Below are 22,850 nucleotides of genomic sequence, written 5' to 3'. Positions count from 1 at the left end.
CGACACTTTTCGCGAGCCGGTGTTCTTGTGAACCACGCCTTTGGACACGGCCCGCATCAGCTCGGACTGGGCGTTGAGGAAGGCGGTCTTGGCGCCCTCAACGTCCCCGCCGGCGACGGCGGTGTCGAACTTCTTCAGAAAGGTGCGGACGCGGCTGCGGCGAGCCGTGTTCACTTCAGTCCGGGCGGCGATCTTGCGGATCGCCTTCTTGGCGCCGGGGTTATTAGCCATCAGTCAAACCTTCGAACGGGAAACGCCGCGGAGCACTTCTCCACGGCGTGGAAATCTCAAGAGCGCGGGCCTATAGCCGATGGGTGCGCAGGGGTCAACGCGACTCTGGACTCAACGCCCTTTGAAATCCGGCTTCCGCTTGTCGACGAAGGCGGCCATGCCTTCCTTCTGGTCCTCGAAGGCGAACAGGCTGTGGAACAGCCGTCGCTCGAAGCGCACGCCCTCGGTCAGGGTGCTCTCCAGCGCCACATTGACCATCTCCTTGTTGGCCATGACCGCCAGGGGGCTGTGGGCCGCGATCTTCGCCGCCGCCTCGCGCGCCTCATCCAGCAGGCGCTCGCCCGGCACGACGCGGCTGACCAGCCCGGCGCGCTCCGCCTCGGCGGCGTCCATCATGCGGGCGGTCAGCATCATGTCCATGGCCTTTGACTTGCCCACCAGCCGGGTCAGGCGCTGGGACCCGCCGATGCCGGGCGCCACGCCAAGATTGATCTCCGGCTGGCCGAACCTGGCCGTCTCCGAGGCGATGATGAAATCGCACAGCATGGCCAGCTCGCAGCCGCCGCCCAAGGCATAGCCCGACACCGCCGCGATGATCGGCTTTCTGAACCGCGTGATGCGGTCGTGCCCGGCGGCGAAGAAATTGTCGGTGAACATCTGGGCGTAGGACTGGTCCGCCATCTCCTTGATGTCGGCGCCGGCCGCGAAGGCCTTTTCCGAGCCGGTCAGGACGATGCAGCGCACCGCGTCGTCGCGCTCCACGCTGTCCAGAAAGGCCGTCAGGTCGGCGAACACCTGGCTGTTCAGGGCGTTCAGCGCCTTGGGCCGGTTCAGGGTCACCACCGCATAGCCGTCGGCGTGCCGTTCGATCAGCAGGGTTTCATAATCGGCCATGACCTGTCTCCTTGGGTTAGCGACCCCGTCTAGCGCGTCCCCCGTCCCACGGGAACCGGGGCGGCCGCCTCAGTCGCGCTTCAGCCGGCACGCATTGGCGCTGACCGCCGCCTGGACCGGGGCCATCACCTCGGCCTGAATCCGCGCCGTCTCGGCGTTCAGACCCATGGCCGTCTCCGCCGCCCGCCCCCACCAGCCCATGGCCCACTGGGCCTGGATCAGGGCCGCCTGGGCCGCGTCCGGGGCGGTCATGGCCTGGCCCAGCGCCCTGGCCCCCATATCGGCCTCGACCGCCCAGGCGCTGGCGACACGCCCGGCCAGGGCGCTCGCGCCCGCCGCAGTGCGCCCGGAGGCCTCGGTGAAGGCGGCGACCTTTTCGTCGCTCATCAGGGCCAGTTCGGTCAGGTCGGCGCCGGCCGGATCGCACAGGGCCTCGGCCATGATCTCCAGCCGCCGCTGGATCACGGCCCCCGCGTCACGCATCAGGCGGTCGTTCATCTCGGCGGCGCTCAGGGATGTCTCGCCCGGGGGCGTGTCAAACTTGCTCATGTCCGCGAGTCTAGACCGACGCCGCCGCCATGCAAGCGGCCGCTCAGGGGGTGACCTCGGCCGCGAAGGCCTTCACGTCGGCCAGCAGGGCCGGGACCGCCGCGTCGATGATGCGCTGGCCCTTCTCCGGCGAGGCCTGGGCGGGGTCCGAGCCGATGCGCCCGTCCGGGAACCGCGCGCGGTAGTCCAGGGCGTCGCGGATGGGCCCCACGGGCGCGATCTGCGGCGCATAGTCCGCCGTCTTGATGTGGTCGGGATAGGCCGCCTGGGTCACGGCGATCTCCGACGGGGTGGCGTGCATGCCGTGCCCTTTGGGGAAGATCTCGGTGCACAGCCGGTGCACCCCCGGCAGATCCCACCAGTTGACCAGCTTCAGCGCGAAGGGCGGGCGCTCCTCCACGAACGACCATTCGGCGTAGATCTCCGAGAAGGTCGCCTCGATGGTGGCCACGTTCCCGCCGTGCCCGTTCAGGAAATAGATGCGCTCGAAGCCGTGCCGCGTCAGGGACGAGACCCAGTCGGTGATCGCCGCCATGAAGGTCGAGGGCCGCAGGGAGATGGTGCCCGCGAACGCCAGGTGATGCTGGGCCATGCCGATGTTGAAGGTGGGCGCCACCACCAGACCGTCCTCCTGCTTTTCCGCCGCGTGGGCGATGATCTCGGGGCACAGCCAGTCGGTGCCCAGCAGGCCGGTGGGCCCGTGCTGTTCATTGGAGCCGATCGGCACGACCACGGTCTTCGTCGCCTTCAGGCGGGCGTCGATCTCGGGCCAGGACGACAGGTGGATCAGCATGGGAAACTCCGGACTTTGGGACAGTGGTCCGCTTGGCAAGCGGACGCCCAGCGCATACGCCTGTTCGACCGGCGCCGCCAAGACGCGACCCTCCCATACGGAGCCCGACATGACCGACCACACCCGCATCCCCGTTCCCGCTCAAGTGGCCGCCGACGCCCACATGGACGCCCCGGCCTATGCCCGCGCGGTCGAGAGCGCTGCGCGCGATCCTGAAGGGTTCTGGCGGGGGGTGGGCGAGCGGCTGGACTGGTCAAAGCCCTTCACCGAGGTCAAGGACGTCAGCTTCGACCGGGAAGACTTCCGCATCCGCTGGTTCGCCGACGGCGAGCTGAACGTCAGCGTCAACTGCATCGACCGGCACCTGCCCGACCGCGCCGACCAGACCGCCATCCTGTTCGAGGGCGACGACCCCGCCGTGGACGGCAGGATGACCTATGCCGAACTGCACGCCGAGGTGTGCCGCATGGCCAATGTGCTCAAGGACCTGGGGGCGAAGAAGGGCGACCGCGTCACCCTGTACATGCCCATGATCCCGCTGGCGGCGGTGGCCATGCTGGCCTGCGCCCGCATCGGCGCGGTCCACTCGGTGGTGTTCGGTGGTTTCTCCCCCGACAGCCTGGGCGGCCGGATCGAGGACTGCGGCTCGACCATCATCATCACCGCCGACGAGGGCAGGCGCGGCGGCAAGCGCATCCCGCTCAAGGCCAATGTGGACAAGGCGCTGGAGAAGGTCGCCGTCGACAAGGTGCTGATGATCCGCTGGACCGGCGCCGAGGTTCCCCTGACCGGGGGCCGAGACGTGGTCTATGAGGACGTGCGCGAGGCGGCCTCGACCGAATGCGCGCCCGAGCCCATGAACGCGGAGGATCCGCTGTTCATCCTCTACACCTCAGGCTCCACCGGAAAACCCAAGGGCGTGCTGCACACCACCGGCGGCTATCTGGCCTGGGCCGCCTACACCCACGAGCTGGTGTTCGATTACAAGCCGGGCGACATCTACTGGTGCACCGCCGACGTGGGCTGGGTCACGGGGCACAGCTACATCGTCTATGGCCCGCTGGCCAACGGGGCCACCACCCTGGTGTTCGAGGGCGTGCCCACCTGGCCCGACGCCGGGCGCTGCTGGCAGGTGGTGGACAAGCACCAGGTCAACATCTTCTACACCGCCCCCACCGCCATCCGCGCCCTGATGCGCGAGGGCGACGACTGGGTGACGAAGCACGACCGGTCGTCCTTGCGCCTGCTGGGGTCCGTGGGCGAGCCCATCAATCCCGAGGCCTGGCTGTGGTATCACCGGGTCGTCGGCGACGGCCGCTGCCCGGTCGTGGACACCTGGTGGCAGACCGAGACCGGCGGCATCCTGATCAGCCCCCTGCCCGGCGCCACCGAGCTCAAGCCCGGCTCGGCCACCAGACCCCTGCCCGGCGTCATGCCCGCCATCGTCACCAATGAGGGCGATGTGCTTCAGGGGGCGGCCGAGGGTCCGCTGTGCATCACCGACTCCTGGCCCGGCCAGATGCGCACGGTCTACGGGGACCACAACCGCTTCATCGAGACCTATTTCACCACCTTCCCCGGCAAGTATTTCACCGGCGACGGCGCCCGGCGCGACGCGGACGGCGACTACTGGATCACCGGGCGCATCGACGACGTGCTGAACGTCTCCGGCCACCGCCTGGGCACCGCCGAGATCGAGAGCGCGCTGGTGTCCCACCCTGCGGTGTCAGAGGCCGCGGTGGTGGGCTATCCCCACGACATCAAGGGGCAGGGCGTCTGGGCCTATGTGACCCTGAAGGCGGATCAGGAGCCGTCCGAGGATCTGAAGAAGGCGCTGGTCACCCACGTCCGCGCCGAGATCGGCCCCATCGCCAGCCCCGACGTGATCCAGTGGGCCCCCGGCCTGCCCAAGACCCGCTCGGGCAAGATCATGCGCCGGATTCTGCGCAAGATCGCCGAGAACGAGACCGGCGCCCTTGGGGACACCTCCACCCTCGCCGACCCCGCAGTAGTGGACGATCTGGTCAAGAACCGGCCGGAGCATTGATCTAATCCGCTCATCCCCGCGAAAGCGGGGACCCAGTGCTTTGGGTGTTGCAGCCGGACCGAACGGGCTCCTATCTCAGTCCCAGGAAGCGGCGCCATCTGGACAGCACTGGGTCCCCGCTTTCGCGGGGATGAGCGGAAAATTGATGATTTCGACATGAGCAGTCGCCTGAAATGGCCCCCCGACCCCGACCGGGTGGAGGAGACCTTCGCCCGCCTCGCCCGGGTGATGCCCGAGCCGAAGACCGAGCTGAACTTCACCAATCCGTTCACCCTGACCGCGGCGGTGGCCCTGTCGGCCCAGGCCACGGACGTGGGGGTTAACAAGGCCACGGCCGCGCTGTTCGCCGTGGCCGACACGCCGCAGAAGATGGCCGCGCTCGGCGTCGAGGGCCTGATCCCCTACATCGCCTCCATCGGGCTTTACCGGAACAAGGCGAAGAACCTGATCGCCATGTCGCAGATCCTGATCAAGCGGCACGGCGGCGAGGTGCCGCTGAACCGCGACGACCTTCAGGCCTTGCCCGGGGTGGGGCGAAAGACCGCCTCGGTGGTGCTGAACGAACTGGGCGTCGAGCCGGCGATCGCGGTGGACACCCATGTGTTCCGCGTCTCCCACCGCCTCGCCCTGGCCGATGCCGGCACGCCGGACAAGGTGGAAGCCCAGCTGCATCAGGTCGTGCCCGAACACTGGCTGCCCAAGGCGCACCACTGGCTGATCCTGCACGGCCGCTACACCTGCGTCGCGCGCCGTCCCAAATGCGAGGCCTGCGTCATCTCCGACCTCTGCCCGGCGCGGCCCGACCTGATGGCCGAGGCGGCGGCTCAGCGTCCGACCCGCTCCACCACGGCCCGCGCGAAGCCCGCGCCGCGCTCGGGATCAAAGACCAGGTAGAAATCCGGCTCGATCAGCTCGGCCTCGATCAGCACGGGCGACCCGTCCGGCCCGGGCACCAGATCGATGCGGGCGTACAGAAGATCCTCGCCGATGATGGACAGCACCCGTTCCGCCACGGCCAGGGCGTCGTCGGGCGGCGTGATGGCCGTGACATGGCCGCCGAAGTCCGGCTGGCTGCGGAAGTCGCCCCCCGCCGGCACCTTGCGGATGGCGTGGCTGAACCGTCCGCCGAAGAACAGCAGCGACAGTTCGCCCTCGCTCTCCAGCCCCGTCAGATAGGGCTGGATCATGGCTGTGCCGTGGGGCGTCTCGGTCAGGATCTCGCCCCGGCGCAGGCGGGTGGTGCGGTAGGCCCCGCCCGACACGGCGGGCTTCACGATCAGGGCCTCGGCGTCGAACTCGGCGAAGGCGGCCTCGATGTGATCCTGGGTCACGTTCTCCGCATAGACGGTCGGCACGATGGGCGCCCCCGCCTCGGCCAGCCGCCCCAGATAGCGCTTGTCCGAGTTCCAGATCAGCACCCCGGCCGGGTTGGCCACGGGAACACCCGCCGCGCGCCAGGTCTCGCACGCCGCCAGCCAGCGCGGGTGATCCCGGTGATACCCCCACACGATCAGCGGCAGCACCAGATCAAACCCCGCCAGACCCGCCGCATCCCGCTCATGCTCCGTCCACGCGGTCGGAACCGGATCGAGGCCCGCGTCGCGCAGGGACGGCGCCAGACGGTCGAACACGGCGCGCCAGCGGCCCGCATAGGACGGATCGTTCGGCGCGGGGGTCAGGATGGCGATGCGGCTCATGACAGCTCCTTCAGCGCGGCCAGGTGATGTCGTCGGCGCCCAGCACCTCGCCGGCCAGATACAGCGATCCGCAGATCACCACCCGGCCCGCGCCGAAGCGCACAGCCCGCTCCAGCGCCGCGTCCAGACCCTCGCAGGGCGTCGCGCCCAGACCGTGTCCATGAGCCACGGCGGCCAGGGCTGCGGGATCGGCCGCCGCGCCCTGGAACGGCACGGTGAAGACATGGGCGCCGGTGTCGCCCAGCGCCTCGAAGAAGCCCCCCGCGTCCTTGTTGGCCAGCATGCCGCAGATCAGGGCCAGCGGGCGGGGCGCGCGGGCCTGCATGCGCGACAGGGCGTCGCCCAGGGCGGCGGCGGCGTGGGGATTGTGCCCCCCGTCCAGCCACAGCTCGGCGTCGGCCTCACGCGCTGCCTCGGCGTACCGCCCCTCGGTGAGGCGCTGCATGCGGGCGGGCCATTGGGCTGTCTCCACGCCCCGCACGATGGCGGCCTCGGGCAGGTCCAGCTCCAGCGCCACGGCGACGGCCAGCGCCGCATTGTCGATCTGGTGCGCGCCGTACAGGGCCGGAGCGGGCAGGTCCAGCAGCCGGTCCTCGCCCTGCCAGGCCATGGCGCCCCGCTCGGGCCAGGCGTCGAAGTCGCGGCCCATGACCGTCAGCCGCGCCCCCACGCGGGCGGCCTCGGCCTCGATCACGGCCATGGCGTCCTCGGCCTGCCGGGCGATGACAGCCGGGACGCCGGGCTTGAGGACGCCCGCCTTCTCGCCCGCGATCACGGCCCGGTCGGTCCCGAGAAACTCGGCGTGGTCCAGATCCACCGGCGTGATGACGCTGACCAGCGGCCGGTCGATCACATTGGTGGCGTCCAGCCGTCCGCCCAGCCCCACCTCGATCAGGGCCAGATCGGCGGGCGTCTCGGCCATGGCCAGAAGGGCCGCCGCCGTGGTCGCCTCGAACACCGTGACGGGCACGCCCGCAGCCTCCACCCGGTCCAGAAGGCCGTTCAGGGCGTCGGTTTCGATCAGGTCGCCCGCCAGCCGGATGCGCTCATTGAACCGCACCAGATGGGGCGAGGTGTAGACATGAACCCTCAGGCCCGCCGCCTCGGCCATGGCGCGCAGGAAGGCCACGGTCGATCCCTTGCCGTTGGTGCCGGCCACATGGACCACGGCGGGCAGCCGGTCCTGCGGATCGCCCAGCGCCGCGCACAGGGCCCGCATGCGGTCCAGCGACAGATCGATCTTCTGGGGCAGTCGCGCCAGCAAGCGCGCGGAAATGGGATCCATGGGCGCTTTTACGCCGCGCGCCGCCGTCCGCCCATCAGCATCGAGAGGATGGCGCCCAGTTCCTTCGGCAGGTCGGCGCGCTTGACCACCCGGTCCACCATGCCCTTTTCCTGCAGATACTCGGAGCGCTGGAAGCCCGGGGGCAGCTTCTCGCGAATGGTGGTCTCGATCACGCGCGGCCCGGCGAACCCGATCAGGGCGCCCGGCTCGGCCAGATGCACATCGCCCAGCATGGCGTAGGACGCCGTCACCCCGCCCGTGGTCGGATCGGTCAGCACCACCGCATAGGGCAGTTGCGCGGCCTTCAGCTCCTGGATCGCCAGGGTGGTGCGCGCCATCTGCATCAGGCTCAGGGCGCCTTCCTGCATGCGCGCGCCGCCGGCGGCGGTGAAACAGACCATGGGGCAGCCGCGCTTCACAGCCTCGCGCGCGGCGGCGATGAAGGCTTCCCCCGCCGCCATGCCCAGCGATCCACCCATGAAGGTGAAGTCCTGCACGATGACCACCGCTGAGGTCCCGTCGATCTCGCCGAAGCCGATGGCCATGGCGTCCTTGGCCCCGGCCTTCTTGCGTGCGGCGTTCAGCCGTTCGCGGTACGGCTTGCCGTCCGAGAACTTCAGCGGATCCTCGGGCACGTCCGGAGTGTCGATCTTCTCCCAGGCGCCGTCATCGAAGGTGAAGCGCAGGCGCGCCTCGGCCCCGATGCGCATGTGGCGGCCCGAAGGCGTGACCCACAGCGCCGTCTCCAGATCCGGGCGATACAGCATCTCGCCGGAGTCCGGATCCTTGACCCACAGATTGTCGGGGGTGTCGCGGCGGCCCACGATCTTGCGCACGCCCGGCGCGAAACGGGACAGCCAGCCTTGGCGAGGGGGAGTGGTCTTGTCGATCATGCGGGGGCCTTTAGACGGTTTCCGCGACGCGCGCACCCCGGACCGCGTCCGACAGCGCTCTGACCTTGGCCAGTACACGAGGCGCGGCCGGTTCGTTGGCGTCCAGCGCGGCGGCCACCTCGTCCACCAGCACCGACCCGGCCACCACCGCATCGGCCACCCTGGCGATCTCGGCCGCCCGCTCGGGCGTCTTGACCCCGAAGCCCACGGCCACCGGCAGGCCTGAGGCCTTGCGCACCCGCTCCACGGCCGGGGCCACGGAGGCGGTCTGCGCTTCCTTCACCCCGGTCACACCGGCCACCGAGACATAATAAACGAAGCCCGAGGTCCGCGAGACCACGACCTTCAGCCGTTCGTCATCGGACGTCGGCGTGGCCAGACGGATCAGCGACAGACCCTCGGCGTCCAGGGCATCGGTCAGGGGACCGGCCTCCTCGGGCGGGCAATCCACCACGATCAGACCGTCCACGCCCGCCGCATTGGCGGCGCGGGCGAAGGCCTCATGGCCCATGCTTTCGATAGGGTTCAGATAGCCCATCAGGATCACTGGGGTCGTATCGTCGTCCCGGCGGAAGTCCGCCGCCAGATCCAGCGTGCCCTGAAGCGTCAGCCCGGCCTTCAGGCCCCGCTGCGCCGCGCGCTGGATCGGCGGCCCCTCGGCCATGGGATCGGAAAACGGAAAGCCCAGCTCGATGATGTCAGCGCCCGCACCGGGCAGGCCGCGCAGGATTTCCAGCGCCTGATCCCGCGTGGGATCACCCGCCATCACATAGGCCACGAACCCGGCCCGGCCCTCGGCCTTCAGGGCCTTAAAACGGGCGTCGATACGCGCGGTGGTCATTGCGGAGCGGTCTCTTCCTCGGTCTGGGCGGGGATGCACGCGCCCTGGGTGCGCAAGACAAAGCCCAGATACCCTGTCGCGTCGGCCAGCGCCTCTTCCGGCAGCGTGTCGTCATAGAAGGCGAGCATGATCAGGAAATCGCACTGGCTGTCGGGGCGCACGTTCTGGAACAGGACCTGGTTGTCGCCGCCGTCCACATGAGCCCAGCCGGCCTGCGGCAGAGCCGCCATGTACAGTTCCGCCACGGCGGGCAGCTGCGACAGGCGCGTGCTCATGCACTGGGCCCGGCCCTCCAGCCCGTAAAGGCCGCCGCAGTCCGGCGCGGCGCTGACGCCCTCAACCAGAGGCAGGCTGAGGGAGGTCTCGGCCCCGCCCGAGGGCGCATCCTGGCCGTAGGCCGGGGCGGCGGCGAAGGCGGCCACAGCCGCCATCATGAGGAAACGCTTCAAAGGGTCACTCCCAGATGCTTGGCGACCGTGAAGATGTCCTTGTCGCCGCGTCCGGACATAAGAAGCACGATGTCCCCGTCCTTGCCCACCTGCTTCGCCACTTCGCCGGTCCGGGCGAGGGCGTGGGAGGGCTCCAGCGCCGGAATGATGCCTTCCAGCCGCGAGCACATCTGGAACGACTCCAGCGCCTCCTCGTCGGTGGCCGACAGGTATTCCGCCCGCCCGATGTCGTTCAGCCAGGCGTGCTCGGGCCCGATCCCGGGATAGTCCAGACCCGCCGAGATGGAGTGACCCTCCACGATCTGGCCGTCCTGATCCTGCAGCAGATAGGTGCGATTGCCGTGCAGCACGCCGGGCCGTCCGCCCTTCAGGCTGGCGGCGTGGTCTGGCGTGTCCAGACCGTGGCCCGCCGCCTCGACCCCGATCAGGCGCACCCCCTCGTCGTCAACGAACGGATGGAAGGCCCCGATGGCGTTGGAGCCCCCGCCGATGCACGCCACCACCGCGTCGGGCAGGCGGCCGATCTGGTCCATGGCCTGGACCTTGATCTCGCGGCCGATCACGCTCTGGAAATCGCGCACCATGGCCGGGTAGGGGTGCGGGCCCGCCGCCGTGCCGATGATGTAATAGGTGTCCTCGACGTTGGTGACCCAGTCGCGCATGGCCTCGTTCATGGCGTCCTTCAGGGTCGCCGCACCCGCCGTCACCGGCGTGACCTCGGCCCCCATCAGCTTCATGCGGAACACGTTGGGCTGCTGCCGCTCCACGTCCACCGCGCCCATATAGACCGTGCAGGGCAGGCCGAAGCGCGCGCAGACGGTGGCCGACGCCACCCCGTGCTGGCCCGCGCCGGTCTCGGCGATGATCCGGGTCTTGCCCATGCGCCGGGCCAGCAGGATCTGGCCCATGCAGTTGTTGATCTTGTGCGCGCCGGTGTGATTCAGATCCTCGCGCTTCAGCCAGACCCGGGCCCCGCCGAAGTGTTCGGTCAGGCGCTCCGCGAAATACAGCGGGCTGGCCCGGCCCACATAGTGGGTCAGGAACCCGTCCAGTTCGGCCTGGAACGTGGGATCGGCCTTGGTCGCCGTATAGGCCGCGTCCAGCTCGTGGATCAGCGGCATCAGGGTCTCGGCCACGAACTGCCCGCCATAGGGGCCGAACCGACCCTTGTCGTCGGGCCATGCATAAGCATTCTTCAGGGGGGCGTTCGTCAGGGGAGCGTTCATCAAGGCCACCAGCGTCAACGTGGGGAGGTTGCGCGCACGGCCTCCACGAAGGCCGCGATCAGGGCGGGTTCCTTAACACCCGGCGCGCTTTCCACGCCAGAAGATACGTCGACCATGGGCGCGCCGGATGCGGCCAGGGCCTGCGCCACATTGTCCGCATTCAGACCGCCGGCCAGAAACCACGGCCGGGCGAATGTGCGCCCCTTCAGCATGGTCCAGTCGAACGACAGGCCCATGCCGCCGGGCAGGCTCGATCCCTCCGGCGTGCGGGCGTCGAACATCAGATGATCCGCCGCCTCGCTCCAGACGGAGGCCGCCTCCAGATCGGCCGGGCCGGACACCGGAATGCATTTGATGATGCCGGCCCCGGTGATGGCGCGCACCTGCCCGGCCCGTTCGGGCGTCTCGGCCCCATGCAACTGAATGAAGTCGGGCGCCATCCCCCCGGCGATGTCCGTCAACAGTTCGTCGTCCGGGTTTACGGTGACCGCCACCACCTTCACCGGCCGCATGCCCCACATGCCCGCCGCGTCCAGCAGCGCCGCCGCCTGCCTTGGCGCCACCGCCCGCGGACTGCGCGGATAGGCCACCAACCCCACGAAATCGGCCCCGGCGTCGACCGCCGCGCGCAGGGTCCCCGGCGTGCTCAGGCCGCAGATCTTGACCTTCGGGCTCATCAGTTCGCCTTCTTCGGATCGATCGGAGCAGGCGGCAGGGGCGCGCACGGCACCCCGTCCTCCTTCAGGGCGCGAACCTCGGCGGGGGTGGCGTGGCCATAGATGCCGCGCTCCTCGGACTTGCCCTCGTGAATGGCGCGGGCCTCTCTGGCGAAGGCGTCGCCCACATGGTCGAAATTGGCCTCCACATGGGCGCGAACCTGACCGGCCGCCTCCATCATCATGGCCTGCACCTTCTTCGCCGTCTCGGGATCGGGGGCGGACCGCTTCGTGCTCGCCACCGCCGGGGCCATGATCTGCTTCGCCACCTGCCGCGAGGCGCAGAACGGGCATTCCACCAACCCGCGCGCCGCCTGATCGTCATACTCAGACGACGAGCCGAACCAGGCCTCGAAGCCGTGGTCGTTCTCGCAGGACAGGGCGTAGCGGATCATGGCTGGGACGCGGGCGGGTCGAAGTCGCGGTCGTGGGTCAGTTGCGGCACCGCGCGCCGGGCCCGGGCCACCGCCTCCATGTCCAGATCAGCCATCAGCACGCAGGGCTCGTCGCCTTCGGCGCGAGCCAACACCTCGCCCCACGGCCCCACGATCAGGGACCGACCCCAGGTCCGGCGCCCATCTTCGTGCTCGCCGCCCTGGGCCGGGGCCAGGATGAAACAGCCCGTCTCGATGGCCCTGGCCCGCAGCAGGGTCTCCCAGTGCGCCTCGCCGGTGGGGCGGGTGAAGGCAGCCGGAACCGCGATCATGGCCGCGCCCGCCTTCGCCAGTTGCCGGTACAGGTGAGGGAACCGCACGTCGTAGCAGACCGTCATCCCCAGCCCGCCCCAGGGTGTGGCCGCGACCACAGCCCCGTCGCCGGGACGGATGACCGAGGATTCCTTCCAGCTTTCGCCGTCCGGCAGGGTCACGTCGAACACGTGAAGCTTGTCGTAGGACGCGACGATCTCGCCGCCGTCATTGATCAGCAGCGACCGGTTGGCCGCCCGCCCGTCGCCCTCGCGGCCAGACCTGACGATGGCCGAGCCGATCAGCAGCCAGACGCCCAGCTCGCGGGCCAAGGCGCGCAGACCGGTCACAGCCACGTCCGCGTCCTGATCCGTCACCGCCTGTTCGCGGCGTTCGCGGCGCTGCTCCAGCAGGTTCACCCCCTCGGGCGTCAGGATCAGCTGTGCCCCGTCCTTCGCCGCCTGACGGATCAGGGGCGCCACGTGCGCCAGCGCCGCAGCTTGCGTCGCGGGGGTGCGGGTCTGGATCAGGGCGACGCGCAGGGTCATCAGGCGGCCAGAAGCTCGTCCAACCCGCCGCGCGCGTCCAGCGCGTGCAGTTCATCGCTGCCGCCCACATGGGTCTCGCCGATGAAGACCTGCGGGAACGTCCGGCGCCCGTTCGAGCGCTGGATCATCTCCGCCTTCTTCTCGGCGTCGAAAGCGGCCTCGATCTCCTCGAAGTCCGCGCCCTTGCGCTCGAGCAGCGCCAGGGCGCGCACGCAATAGGGGCAATAGGGTTTGGTGTAGATGACGACCTTGGCCAATTCGCAACTCCTTCAGGCGCCATATCTAGGGTGTCGGCGCGCCCGAGTTAAGCGCCTCAATCACGAGAGGGTTCGCGCCGTGCGCACCCGGGCCACCACCGCCAGGTCCACCGCCCGCGCCCCGGCCGCCATCAGGGCCTTCGTACAGGCCTCCGCCGTGGCCCCGGTGGTCAGCACATCGTCGATCAGCAGGACGCGGCGGCCCTTGACGTCTTTTCGGCCCGCCTCCGTCACTGAAAAGGCCGCGCGCACGTTCAGCCGTCGTCCACGCGCGCTCTTGCCCCCCTGGCTGTCCGTGCGCTTCTCCCGCACCAGGGCGTCTGGCAAATAGGCCAGCCCGCTCATTCTGGCCAGCGGCCGGGCGATCTCGGCCGCCTGGTTGAACCGGCGTGAGATCAGGCGAAAGGGATGCAGCGGCACCGGCGCTATGGCGTCGGCATCGGCGATCAGGTCCGCCGCCGCCCGGCTGATCCAGCGAGCGAACAGGGGCGCGTGCTCGTGCCGGTCGCCGTGCTTGAACTTCAGGATCAGGTCGCGCGAGGCGTCATCATAGACGCAGGCCGCCCGCGCCCGCTGAAAGGCGTAGGGGCGCGCCAGACACGCCGCGCAACGGTCCGCCGCAAAGGCGCCGCCGTCGAACTCGAAGCCCGCCCCGCAGCCGTCGCACACCGGCGCCTCCAGAAAGGTCGCCCGGCTGAACCCATCCGCCGTCAGCCCGGAGCTTCCAGCCGGCTCGCTGGCGTCCCACGCCACGGGAGGAAACAGGGCGTCCGCCGCCGTGCGCCCCATGGTCACGGCCATGCGCCGGGCCGCGCCGCCCAATTCGGGCAAACGCGCGTCTTCCCATCGCCGCCGCCAGCCGCCATCTAGAAGGCTCATGTCCGCCCCCGCTTCCCCTTCGGCGCCCCCGCGCCTGTTCGATCCCCGCCGTCGCGTCGCCCGACTGGCCCGCGCTGCGGGTCGTTTCGCCAACGCCGACTTCCTCCACCGCCGGGCCGCCGGGCACATGGCCCAGGATCTGGAATTCATCCTGCGCGACTTTGACGTCGCCGTCGATGTCTCGGCTCACCCCGGCCTGTTCGAGGCCGTGGCCCGGGAGGAGGGCGTCGCCCGCCTCGGCCCCGTGTCGGTGATCGAGGACGCGGCCGTGCGCGCCCAGCCGGCGTCCGCACCCCTGCCGGTGGCCGACGGATCGGCGGATCTGATCGTGTCGGTGCTGTCGCTGCACTGGTCCGACGACCTGCCCGGCGCCCTGGCCCAGATCCGCCGCGCCCTGAAGCCCGACGGCCTGTTCCTCGGCGCCCTGTTCGGCGGGACCACCCTGAACGAACTGCGCGGCGTCCTGACCGAGGCCGAGCTGGACATCACCGGCGGCGCCCAGGCCCGCATCTCGCCCTTCGCCGACGGTTTCGACGGCGCGGCCCTGCTGCAGCGGGCCGGCTTCGCCCTGCCCGCCGTGGACGTGGACCGCATCACGGTGCGCTATTCCGGCCTGCCCGCCCTGGTCCGCGACCTGCGCGCCATGGGCGAGACCAGCGCCCTGGCCGGACCCGCACGCCCCGTCCGCCGCGACGTCCTGGCCCGCGCCGCCGCGCTCTACGCCGCCCGCCACGCCGACCCGGACGGCCGAATCTGCGCAACTTTCGAAATCATCCACCTCACCGGCTGGGCCCCCCACCACAGCCAGCCCAGGCCCGCCCGCCGCGGCTCCGCCACCGTCCGCCTCGCCGACGCCCTCAACACCCGCGAGATCACGGGCGAGGACGACGGCTGACTTTCAGGAAAGAGGGCGCGGGCGGGCGAGGGAAAAATCAGTGCCCCTTGCGGTTCGTCGCCTTGCCGAACGTGCGCTCCAGCGCTGTCGTCAACTTGCCGAGGGCGCCTGAAGCCGCCTGATCGATCGTATCGGACTGTTCGGAGACGGAGACGGGGTCATGTCCCGCCGGACGGGCCTCGATCTGGCAGCGGATGTCGGCGCCGTTGTTTCGTTCGCCATTCTCGTCGCCCACATGCAGCTCGACGCGCGTCAGTCGATCTCCAAAGCGCGACAGGCGCTCCGCCACCAGGGCCTCGAGTCTTTCCGTGGTCGCCTGGCGGCCTTCAAGATTGTTCGAGGTGTTGATCTGGATTTCCATGGTGTCTCCTCAGTGTTGCAGCCCGGACAGGCCCTTGTCTGAAGTCTGCCCGGGACGTCTGCCAAAGCTAACCCGCGCCCGTCGCCAAGGTTGCCATGCGGGGCGGCGACACGGCGCCGCGCCCTCCGGTGGCGCTTTTGACCGCTCTGAAACAGGCTCGTCCGGCCCGGTGACCAGCCCGTCGGCGAGCGTCTCGCGCCGCTCTTCGGCCGCCCACGTCTGCCCGCTCACGACCTGGTAATCCCTGCGCGTCAGCATGCCCTCCAGATGCCGCCAGGAACCGTTCTCGATGACACAGACCTTCATGACCGGGCGCGACCTGTATCGCTGCACCCGGGCTGACCGATGACCGCTCGCGTGGCTCGACCCGACAAGCGGCGCTTCCGGCTGGTCGTGGTGCTGGTGTCTGCGATCCTGGCCGTCCTTCTGGTCTTCACGGGGCTGGACCTGCGCCGCGAGTTCGCGAACGCGGGCGCCCTGCGGACCGAGGTCCAGCGGTCGTATGACACCCGGCTCCAGATCCAGTCGGTGTTCTCGCTCATGCAGGATGCCGAGACCGGCCAGCGCGGCTACATCATCACCGGCGACGAACGCTACCTGCAGCCCTACGATCGCGCGATGACCGAGGTGGACGCCCAGATGCAGTCCCTTCGCACCCTGTTCGAGGGCGACGACGAACAGATCGCGGATCATGGATACCTGTCCCAACAAATCGCGCGCAAGCGGCTGACCCTGGAAGCCAGCATCGACCTGCGCGAGGCGGGCGACGTGGACGACGCCGTGGCGGCTGTGTCCAGCGGAGAGGGCAGGACGGTCATGGATGGAATTCGCCTCGTGGTCGATCGCATGACCCGGCGGGAAGCCGCCAGTCTCCAGGTCCTGTCCGCCGGTGCTCATGCCCGCACCGAACGCGCGGAGCGCATGGTCATCGTCCTGTTCGCCGCCCTGGTTCTGGCCGCAGCCGGCACGGCCATGATGATCTGGCGTTACCTCGCCACGCGTCGCGCTTTCCTGGAGCGTCTGGAAGTGGCCGCCGCGCGCCACAGCGCCACCCTCGACAGCGCCTTCGACGCCATTGTGACCCTCAACCCCAGCGGCAGCATCGAGACCCTGAATCCCGCAGCGGAACGCATGTTCGGCTGGAGCGCCGGGGAGGTCGGGCGGCGCGATGTCAGCTTGCTGATCGATGTGGCCGCGAACGGCCAGGGATCCTTTCTAGACCGGCTCGACGCCAGCCAGGGGGCGCTGGACGACGGCCTGCTTCGCGAACTGACCGGCAAGCGCAAGGACGGGGGCGCCTTCCCCGCCGACGTCGCCCTCGGGGCCATGGACCTGCCCACGGGCCGGCATGTGGTGGCGGTAATCCGTGACGTCACCGAGCGCCGTCGGGTGGAGGAGATGAAGGACGCCTTCGTCTCCACCGTCAGCCACGAACTGCGCACCCCCCTGACCTCGATCGCCGGCTCGCTGGGCCTGCTGGCGGGCGGGGCCGGGGGCGAGCTGCCGGACAAGGCGGCGCGCCTGATCGGCATCGCCCATTCCAACAGCCAGCGTCTGGTGCGGCTGATCAACGATATTCTCGATGTGGAGAAAATGGCGTCCGGCCAGCTGGTCATGGCCATGGCGCCGCTGAACCTGAGAGAGATCGCGGCGCGCTCGATCGAGGGCGTGCGCGGCTACGCAGACCAGCTGGGCGTCGCGCTCGTCCTGACGGACGGGGGCGCCGCTCCGGTGCGCGGCGACGCCGACCGCCTGATCCAGGTGGTCACCAACCTGCTGTCCAATGCGGCCAAATTCTCGCCCGCCGGCGGCGAGGTCACCGTCACGGTCAACCCCGAGACCCGCATCGCCCGGCTCAGCGTGATCGATCGCGGACCGGGCATACCGGAAGCGTTCCGGGCGCGCATCTTCGGCAAGTTCGCCCAGGCGGACTCTACTGACACCCGTGCCAAGGGCGGCACAGGCCTGGGTTTGGCCATCGCCCGGGAGATCGCCGAACGCCACGGCGGCCGGCTCTGGTTCGAGTCCGTCGAGGGCGAGGGCGCGACCTTCCACCTCGACCTGCCGCTGGAGCAGTCTGTGGCGGAACCCGGCGAAGGGACCGGGCGCGTGCTGATCTGCGAGGATGATCCCGACACCGCGCAGGTGCTGGCGGAAATGCTCGCTCACGAGGGCTACCAGACCGATGTGGCCGGGACGGCGCGCGATGCCCTATCGATGGCGCGGGCGGGCGCCTATGCTGCAGCCCTCGTCGATCTTCAATTGCCGGACGCCGACGGCGTCAGCCTCATCCGGGCCCTGAAGGCCGGCGCAGAAACGCGCGCCATGCCGGTGATCGTGGTTTCCGGCGACGTGGCGCGCGGAAAGGTACGAGGCCGGTCGCTCGAAGTGGCGGACTGGATGGAGAAACCGGTCGACCAGAGCCGGCTCCGGCTGGCGGTCCAGTCCCTGATGAAGGCGAACGGCAAGCCGCTGGTCCTGCATGTGGACGACGATCCCGACATCCTCGAGGTCACGCGCCAGGCCCTGGGGTCCGTGGAGGTCATCGGCGTCGGCAGCCTTGCCGAAGCCCGCACGGCGCTGGCCGGCAGACGCCCGGATCTGGTGATCCTCGATCTCGCCCTGCCCGACGGCCACGGCCTCGATCTGCTGCCCGAACTGACCGACGAGGACGGCGGCACGATCCCCGTGGTGATCTATTCCGCCCAGGACATGGACAGCCAGACGGCGCCCGCCGTCCGCGCGGTCCTGACCAAGTCGCGCATGTCCCTGACCCAGCTGGCGCGCACGGTGCGCCGCCTGACCCGTCGCCCCGGAGGCCGCCCATGACCGCCCTGTCCATCCTGCACGTGGATGACGAGGATGACATCCGCGAGGTTGCGGCGTTCGCGCTCGAGCTGGACCCCGCCATTACCGTCACGTCCGCCGGCTCCGGCGAGGCGGCGCTGGCCGAGCTGGACGGCGGGCTCAGGCCCGGCGTGATCCTGCTGGACGTGATGATGCCGCATCTGGACGGCCCCGGAACCCTGGCCCGCATCCGCGAGCGGACGGAGCATCAGGCGACCCCGGTCATCTTCATGACGGCGCGGGCCCAGTCCGGCGAGGTGGATCACTACCGGGCGCTCGGCGCCCTGGACGTCATCACCAAGCCGTTCGATCCCATGAGCCTGGCCGGCGACGTGCGCGCCATCCTGGCGGCGCAGCCATGACCGATATGCTGGCGGCCCTGAAGGCGCGGTTCCTGGAGCGCTGCGCCGGCGATCTGGACCGGCTTGAGCGCCTGATGGCGTCCGACGCGCTGGGCTCGGACGAGATGCGGTTTCTGGCCCACAGCCTCTCCGGGGCGGCCGGCACGTTCGGCTTTCCCGAGATCAGCGCCGCCGCCGCCGTCGCGGACGAGGCCTTCGCCGATGGCGGGGCGCCGGACCGCGCCCAGGCCGAACACCTGGCCCAGACCCTCCGGCAGGCGCTCACGCCGGAGGACTGAAGCCCTTGCGGGTCATGGTTCCCCAGGACTGGCTGCGCCGCAGGTACTGCCACAGCCCCCACAGCCGCCACAGATTGTTGATCTGGCGATAGCCGAAGTTCTCCAGCACGGCGACGCCCGTGAGCAGAACCAGATGGCGGGCCTTCGGGAACCGCCGAAGTTCGGACTCCTCCAGCGCGAGCGCCCCCACCGAAATCACCACCCCGAAGGTGAAGCTGACCGCCAGGAACGCCAGCAGATAGTCGAGAGACAGCAGGCCCAGCGACCAGAAGGCCGGGATCAGCACATAGCCCAGCAGTTCCACGATCGGCCCCAGCACATCGACCAGAAACAGGTAGCCGAACCCGACCGGGCCGAGCCGCCCGTAGCGGGGCTTGAACATCACGTCCCAGTGACGCTCAAAGGTCTCCAGCGCGCCGCGATGCCAGCGCGACCGCTGGCGGGCCAGAACGCGAATATCCTCCGGCGCCTCGGTCCAGCAGACCGGCTCCGGCACGAAGGCGACGCGGTAGGGAAGGCGCTGATCGCGCATGAGCCGATGCAGCTTGACCACCAGCTCCATGTCCTCGCCGACGGTTCCCTTCGTATAGCCGCCGGCCTCGATCACCCTTGCCCGCCGGAACAGGCCGAAGGCGCCCGAGATGATGGTCAGGGTGTTGATCCGGCTCCAGGCCAGACGCGCCATCAGGAAGGCGCGCAGGTACTCCACCGTCTGCAACAGGGCCAGCAGGTTGCGCGGGGGCCTGACCTCCAGCACCTGACCGTCGCGGATGACGCAGCCGTTGGCGACACGCACCGTTCCCCCCACCGCCACGGTGCGCTCGGGATCCTCCACGAAGGGCCGGACCGCGCGCAGCAAGGCGTCGGGCTCCAGCAGCGAGTCGGCGTCCATCGAGCAGAAGATCGGCGCCCTGGAAACGTTGATCCCCGCGTTCAGCGCGTCGGCCTTGCCCCCATTGGCCTTGTCCACGACGATCAGGCGCGGCTGGTGGGCGGCGGCGTAGATGCCGCGGATGGGCTCGTGGGTCAGGGCCTGGTCGTAGTGGCGGTGCACGGGCCTGAGGTCATAGGCGTCGATCAGGACCTGGAGGGTGGCGTCCTTCGATCCGTCATTGATGACGATCACCTCGAAGCCCGGATAGCGGAGCGACAGGAGCGAGCGGACGCTCTGCACGATGGTCATGGCTTCGTTATAGGCGGGGGCCAGCAACGCAATCGGCGGGGACGCCTCGGCATAGCGCCGCCACAGCACGCCGGACTGCGGGATGGACGGCCGCGCCGAAAGGGCGCTGGCCGCCAGCAGCAACTGGATCAGATAGATCAGATTCTGGGCCAGCCCCGTGCCGATCACGAACAGGGCCGTGGCCTGGGCGAAGGCCACCATGACGACCGCGACGTCGTGGGTCATGAGGCGATCTCCTCAAGGCCGCGTTCGGCCATGGCGAGGGAAGCCGCGCGGCGGGCCACGCCCTGATCAAGCGTCACCGCCAGCCGCAGGCTCGCCACACCCTTGTCGCCCATCGCCCCCAGCGCCTCGCCCGACCGGAACCGCACCCACCAGGCGGGATCGGCCAGCGCCTCGATCAGCAGCGGCGTCGCCTGGACCAGTCCGATCCGTCCGGCGGCCTCGCAGGCGGCTGAACGCACTTCCCATGCGGGATCGGAAAAGGCGCGCGTCACGGCCGGTTCGGCGGACGGATGACCCAGCAGCCCCAGCGCGCGCACGGACGCGATGCGAAGCTCCAGTTGAGGCGCGGCGGCGGCCTTCATCAGCGGCTCGATGGCCCGATAGTCACCCGATGCGCCCAGGGCGTCCGCCAGCACGGCGAGGGCGTCCACGGTCACCCTGCCGAGCATGAAGACGTCCAGGGCCTCAAGCGGCGACGCGGCGGCCGCGCGCCGGATCACCGGCGCATAGAGCAGGGAGTCCTGCAGGCCCTGGGCGGTGATCTCGGTCAGCAGGGACTCGAGCGGCGGCGCGGCGTCCATGTCCAGCAGGGCGGTCAGGACCGCGACCCGGAAGCCGCCGGACCGCGACCGCTTCAGCGCGTCCCGCAAGGCCTCGACCGTGGCCACGTCAGCAAAGGCCGACAGAGCCTCCGCGGCGGCGACGCGGCCAGCCTCGCTGCCCCGGTGAAGCCGCGTTCTGAGACGATCGTGGACGCCGAGCCGGGCCAGGCATTCGATCAGTCGCTCCCGCTCTGCGCCCCGCACCATGCCCAGCATCTCCAGCAAGGCTTCCGCCATCAGCCGGGCGCGGCGGCTGTAGGGCCTCAGCCGAAGCTCCGCCTCGGCGTCGCCGGCCATGATCTCCAGAAAGCAGGCCCGGACGCGCTGCTGGTCCGCCCCGCGGCCGGCGTCGCGTCGCTCGCGGAGCAGGCGCGCCACGATCAACCCCGCCATCCAGCCGAGCGCCGCCACGCACAAGGCAAGCGAACTCCACCACAGGAACGCCAGAATGGTCACCAGAACCGCCAGCCCACACCCAGGGTGATCGCTTCCCGGTCGTAGGCCCCGCGGTCTTCGTGCAGGGCGCCGAGCCGCAGGCTGACCTGGTCGGTCAGATCGATTTCAGCGCCGAGGCTGACGGCGCGAACATCGACCGTGACGCCCTCGCTGGTCTCCGGCGCATCGGCGTGATCAAGGCGCAGGCGCAGGCGATCGGTCGCCGCCCATTGCGCACTGACGGCATAGCCGGTCCGGCGCTGGTCCGTCTCGTCCCAGGCATTGATCCATCGCGCCGCCACTCGCAGCCGTCCCTCGGCCAGATCGGCGGCCAGACCGGGCTGCAGGCTCGACACTGTGCCGCTGGCGAAGCGGGCGGCCGACGCGTCCAGTGTCGCGCTGATCACCGGCGACAACCGCACATCGCCGCCGGCGCGCAGGGAAATCTCGGGCCGATAGTCCGCCTCCAGCGCCCCGCCCAGCGCGCCATAGACGCCGCCCCGGGCGAAGCGACGATCCAGGCGTCCCTCGATGAACAGGTCGTCGTTGTTGAACCGTTCGGTCCATTCGGCGGCGGCCCCGACGCTCCAGCGCTCATCCAGCGTGCGGATGGCCCCGAGCCGGGCTTCGGTCCAGTCCGGCAGTCCTGCTCCCAGCCGACTGCGAGACACGTCCAGATCGACCCGCCAGGGGGGCGGCGGCCTCAGGGCCTGGACAAGGGCGATCACCTCGGGGCGGTCCGGCGCCGCCAGCGCAGCGCGTCCCGCTTCGGTTCTCGCCCCAGCCAGGTCGCCCCGGCGCTGCGCCACCCGCGCCAGGCCCAGACGGGCGTCCACATAGTCCGGCGCCGCAGCCAGCACCGTCTGGAAAGCCGCCTCGGCTTCGTCGAGACGGTTCAGGGCCAGCAGGGAGAGGCCCTGGTTCAGCCGCGCGTCCACATTGCCCGGCTGAAGCCGCAGCAACTGATCCAGCTTGACGAGCGCCTCGCCATGGAGGCCCGCGCGGCGGTCAGCCACGGCGGCGTCATAGAGAGCGGCGGGGTCTGTGCGGACCTCAGCCGGGACGTCTTGAACGATCATCGCCTTGCTCCATGTCCGGTGCGCCCAGGATGCGGCGGATACGTTCGACCAGTTCGTCGGGGATGAACGGCTTGGCCAGATAGTCTGCGGCCCCAAGTTGAAGCGCGCCCACCACATCCTCCTGCCGCTTCAGGGCGGTCAGCATGATCACCGGGATGTCGCGCAGGTCGCCCTCCGTCTTCAGGCGGCGCAGGACCTCAAACCCGTCCATCACGGGCATCATGGCGTCGAGCACGATCAGGTCGGGTCCGTGGTCGCGAACCATCGCCATCACCTCGCCCCCATGTTCTGCGGAAAGCACCTGATGATCAACCGCCCCCAGCTTGTGCTGCAACAGCGCCCGGAGCAATGGATCGTCGTCGGCAATCAGTATGCGTGCCATGTCTCACTCCCACTATCGGCGCGCCCCTCCGGGGAGGGAATGAGGCAGCGGGAACTGTGAATCAAGGCCTGGTGTCCGGGCGAGCGCCCGCTGCCATGACTTTTATGGACGACGTATGGCGCTTGCTGAAGATGTGCCGCGTGTCTGGCCGCTCTGCAATCACAGGCTTCATTATGGGGCAGGCAGCAGGGCGGAACCGACCCGCCTTCC

26 protein-coding genes are annotated in these 22,850 nt (G+C 69.7%); 6 read left to right on the top strand and 20 right to left on the bottom strand.

Annotated features, from left to right (window positions below; all coding sequences use genetic code 11):
• The 4 genes from rpsT to ACK4SE_RS13065 all read right to left on the bottom strand — a co-directional run.
• Window positions 1-231 (bottom strand): 30S ribosomal protein S20 (rpsT, locus tag ACK4SE_RS13080; RefSeq protein WP_409693500.1); only part of this gene is annotated, 231 nt, incomplete at its 3' end.
• Between the two features lie 111 nt (window positions 232-342).
• Complete coding sequence (locus tag ACK4SE_RS13075) at window positions 343-1,125, bottom strand: enoyl-CoA hydratase (RefSeq protein ID WP_409693497.1); 783 nt, start codon at window positions 1,123-1,125, stop codon at window positions 343-345.
• A gap of 69 nt (window positions 1,126-1,194) precedes the next feature.
• A complete protein-coding gene (locus tag ACK4SE_RS13070; RefSeq protein ID WP_409693494.1) occupies window positions 1,195-1,674 on the bottom strand; it encodes a hypothetical protein in 480 nt (159 codons plus the stop codon).
• Between the two features lie 43 nt (window positions 1,675-1,717).
• Window positions 1,718-2,467, bottom strand: coding sequence for a creatininase family protein (locus ACK4SE_RS13065; protein ID WP_409693491.1), 750 nt, complete (start codon window positions 2,465-2,467; stop codon window positions 1,718-1,720).
• Between the two features lie 109 nt (window positions 2,468-2,576).
• Here ACK4SE_RS13065 and acs point away from each other — a divergent pair, with 109 nt between their 5' ends.
• Window positions 2,577-4,514, top strand: a complete 1,938-nt coding sequence (gene acs / locus ACK4SE_RS13060; RefSeq protein ID WP_409693489.1) for an acetate--CoA ligase — start codon at window positions 2,577-2,579, stop codon at window positions 4,512-4,514.
• Window positions 4,515-4,670: 156 nt separating this feature from the next.
• A complete protein-coding gene (gene nth / locus ACK4SE_RS13055; protein WP_409693487.1) occupies window positions 4,671-5,408 on the top strand; it encodes an endonuclease III in 738 nt (245 codons plus the stop codon).
• On the opposite strand, the gene ACK4SE_RS13050 is transcribed toward nth, so the two are convergent.
• From ACK4SE_RS13050 to ACK4SE_RS13000, 11 genes are read right to left on the bottom strand one after another with little or no spacing between them, the layout of a single operon-like run.
• Window positions 5,339-6,211, bottom strand: a complete 873-nt coding sequence (locus tag ACK4SE_RS13050; protein ID WP_409693484.1) for a RimK family alpha-L-glutamate ligase — start codon at window positions 6,209-6,211, stop codon at window positions 5,339-5,341. The genes nth and ACK4SE_RS13050 overlap by 70 nt on opposite strands.
• Window positions 6,212-6,221: 10 nt before the next feature.
• Complete coding sequence (locus ACK4SE_RS13045; RefSeq protein WP_409693482.1) at window positions 6,222-7,496, bottom strand: bifunctional folylpolyglutamate synthase/dihydrofolate synthase; 1,275 nt, start codon at window positions 7,494-7,496, stop codon at window positions 6,222-6,224.
• Between the two features lie 8 nt (window positions 7,497-7,504).
• Window positions 7,505-8,389: an acetyl-CoA carboxylase carboxyltransferase subunit beta gene (locus ACK4SE_RS13040; protein WP_409693479.1), complete on the bottom strand. Its 885-nt coding sequence runs from the start codon at window positions 8,387-8,389 to the stop codon at window positions 7,505-7,507.
• A 10-nt stretch (window positions 8,390-8,399) separates the two neighbouring features.
• Window positions 8,400-9,230, bottom strand: coding sequence for a tryptophan synthase subunit alpha (gene trpA / locus ACK4SE_RS13035; protein ID WP_409693476.1), 831 nt, complete (start codon window positions 9,228-9,230; stop codon window positions 8,400-8,402).
• Window positions 9,227-9,679 (bottom strand): hypothetical protein, encoded by a 453-nt coding sequence (locus ACK4SE_RS13030; protein ID WP_409693473.1) that lies wholly within the window; start codon window positions 9,677-9,679, stop codon window positions 9,227-9,229. Before ACK4SE_RS13030 ends, trpA begins: the two co-directional genes overlap by 4 nt.
• Complete coding sequence (gene trpB, locus ACK4SE_RS13025) at window positions 9,676-10,905, bottom strand: tryptophan synthase subunit beta (protein ID WP_409693470.1); 1,230 nt, start codon at window positions 10,903-10,905, stop codon at window positions 9,676-9,678. Before trpB ends, ACK4SE_RS13030 begins: the two co-directional genes overlap by 4 nt.
• Before the next feature lie 14 nt (window positions 10,906-10,919).
• Window positions 10,920-11,582, bottom strand: a complete 663-nt coding sequence (locus tag ACK4SE_RS13020) for a phosphoribosylanthranilate isomerase (protein ID WP_409693468.1) — start codon at window positions 11,580-11,582, stop codon at window positions 10,920-10,922.
• A complete protein-coding gene (locus ACK4SE_RS13015; RefSeq protein ID WP_409693465.1) occupies window positions 11,582-12,016 on the bottom strand; it encodes a DUF1178 family protein in 435 nt (144 codons plus the stop codon). Before ACK4SE_RS13015 ends, ACK4SE_RS13020 begins: the two co-directional genes overlap by 1 nt.
• Window positions 12,013-12,855: a carbon-nitrogen hydrolase family protein gene (locus tag ACK4SE_RS13010; protein WP_409693462.1), complete on the bottom strand. Its 843-nt coding sequence runs from the start codon at window positions 12,853-12,855 to the stop codon at window positions 12,013-12,015. Before ACK4SE_RS13010 ends, ACK4SE_RS13015 begins: the two co-directional genes overlap by 4 nt.
• Window positions 12,855-13,112, bottom strand: a complete 258-nt coding sequence (gene grxC, locus ACK4SE_RS13005) for a glutaredoxin 3 (protein ID WP_409693460.1) — start codon at window positions 13,110-13,112, stop codon at window positions 12,855-12,857. Before grxC ends, ACK4SE_RS13010 begins: the two co-directional genes overlap by 1 nt.
• A gap of 60 nt (window positions 13,113-13,172) precedes the next feature.
• Window positions 13,173-13,991: a ComF family protein gene (locus ACK4SE_RS13000; RefSeq protein ID WP_409693457.1), complete on the bottom strand. Its 819-nt coding sequence runs from the start codon at window positions 13,989-13,991 to the stop codon at window positions 13,173-13,175.
• On the opposite strand from ACK4SE_RS13000, the gene ACK4SE_RS12995 reads away from it, so the two are divergent.
• On the top strand, window positions 13,990-14,886 hold the full coding sequence (locus ACK4SE_RS12995) for a methyltransferase domain-containing protein (RefSeq protein ID WP_409693454.1): 897 nt from the start codon (window positions 13,990-13,992) through the stop codon (window positions 14,884-14,886). The two genes, ACK4SE_RS13000 and ACK4SE_RS12995, sit on opposite strands and share 2 nt — an antisense overlap.
• Window positions 14,887-14,923: 37 nt before the next feature.
• Here ACK4SE_RS12995 and ACK4SE_RS12990 read toward each other — a convergent pair whose 3' ends face one another.
• Window positions 14,924-15,247 carry an HPF/RaiA family ribosome-associated protein gene (locus ACK4SE_RS12990; RefSeq protein WP_409693451.1) on the bottom strand — a complete coding sequence of 108 codons (324 nt, stop codon included), beginning with the start codon at window positions 15,245-15,247 and terminating at the stop codon, window positions 14,924-14,926.
• A gap of 357 nt (window positions 15,248-15,604) precedes the next feature.
• On the opposite strand from ACK4SE_RS12990, the gene ACK4SE_RS12985 reads away from it, so the two are divergent.
• The 3 genes from ACK4SE_RS12985 to ACK4SE_RS12975 are packed head-to-tail and all read left to right on the top strand — an operon-like array spanning window position 15,605 to window position 18,734.
• Complete coding sequence (locus ACK4SE_RS12985; protein WP_409693449.1) at window positions 15,605-18,076, top strand: CHASE3 domain-containing protein; 2,472 nt, start codon at window positions 15,605-15,607, stop codon at window positions 18,074-18,076.
• Window positions 18,073-18,456: a response regulator gene (locus ACK4SE_RS12980; protein ID WP_409693446.1), complete on the top strand. Its 384-nt coding sequence runs from the start codon at window positions 18,073-18,075 to the stop codon at window positions 18,454-18,456. Before ACK4SE_RS12985 ends, ACK4SE_RS12980 begins: the two co-directional genes overlap by 4 nt.
• Entirely contained in the window at window positions 18,453-18,734 is a 282-nt protein-coding gene (locus ACK4SE_RS12975) for an Hpt domain-containing protein (protein ID WP_409693443.1), read from the top strand. The genes ACK4SE_RS12980 and ACK4SE_RS12975 overlap by 4 nt, the downstream gene beginning before the upstream one ends.
• Here ACK4SE_RS12975 and ACK4SE_RS12970 read toward each other — a convergent pair.
• The 4 genes from ACK4SE_RS12970 to ACK4SE_RS12955 are packed head-to-tail and all read right to left on the bottom strand — an operon-like array spanning window position 18,718 to window position 22,640.
• Window positions 18,718-20,142, bottom strand: a complete 1,425-nt coding sequence (locus tag ACK4SE_RS12970; RefSeq protein WP_409693440.1) for a glycosyltransferase family 2 protein — start codon at window positions 20,140-20,142, stop codon at window positions 18,718-18,720. The genes ACK4SE_RS12975 and ACK4SE_RS12970 overlap by 17 nt on opposite strands.
• Window positions 20,139-21,200, bottom strand: a complete 1,062-nt coding sequence (locus tag ACK4SE_RS12965) for a HEAT repeat domain-containing protein (protein WP_409693436.1) — start codon at window positions 21,198-21,200, stop codon at window positions 20,139-20,141. Before ACK4SE_RS12965 ends, ACK4SE_RS12970 begins: the two co-directional genes overlap by 4 nt.
• Window positions 21,197-22,258: a YaiO family outer membrane beta-barrel protein gene (locus ACK4SE_RS12960; RefSeq protein WP_409693433.1), complete on the bottom strand. Its 1,062-nt coding sequence runs from the start codon at window positions 22,256-22,258 to the stop codon at window positions 21,197-21,199. The genes ACK4SE_RS12965 and ACK4SE_RS12960 overlap by 4 nt, the downstream gene beginning before the upstream one ends.
• Window positions 22,233-22,640, bottom strand: a complete 408-nt coding sequence (locus ACK4SE_RS12955; protein WP_409693430.1) for a response regulator transcription factor — start codon at window positions 22,638-22,640, stop codon at window positions 22,233-22,235. The genes ACK4SE_RS12960 and ACK4SE_RS12955 overlap by 26 nt, the downstream gene beginning before the upstream one ends.
• Window positions 22,641-22,850 lie beyond the last annotated feature (210 nt).

The sequence above is a fragment of the Brevundimonas sp. genome (genome assembly GCF_046293315.1).
GTDB lineage: Bacteria > Pseudomonadota > Alphaproteobacteria > Caulobacterales > Caulobacteraceae > Brevundimonas.
This window is presented reverse-complemented; position numbering and strand designations above follow the sequence as displayed.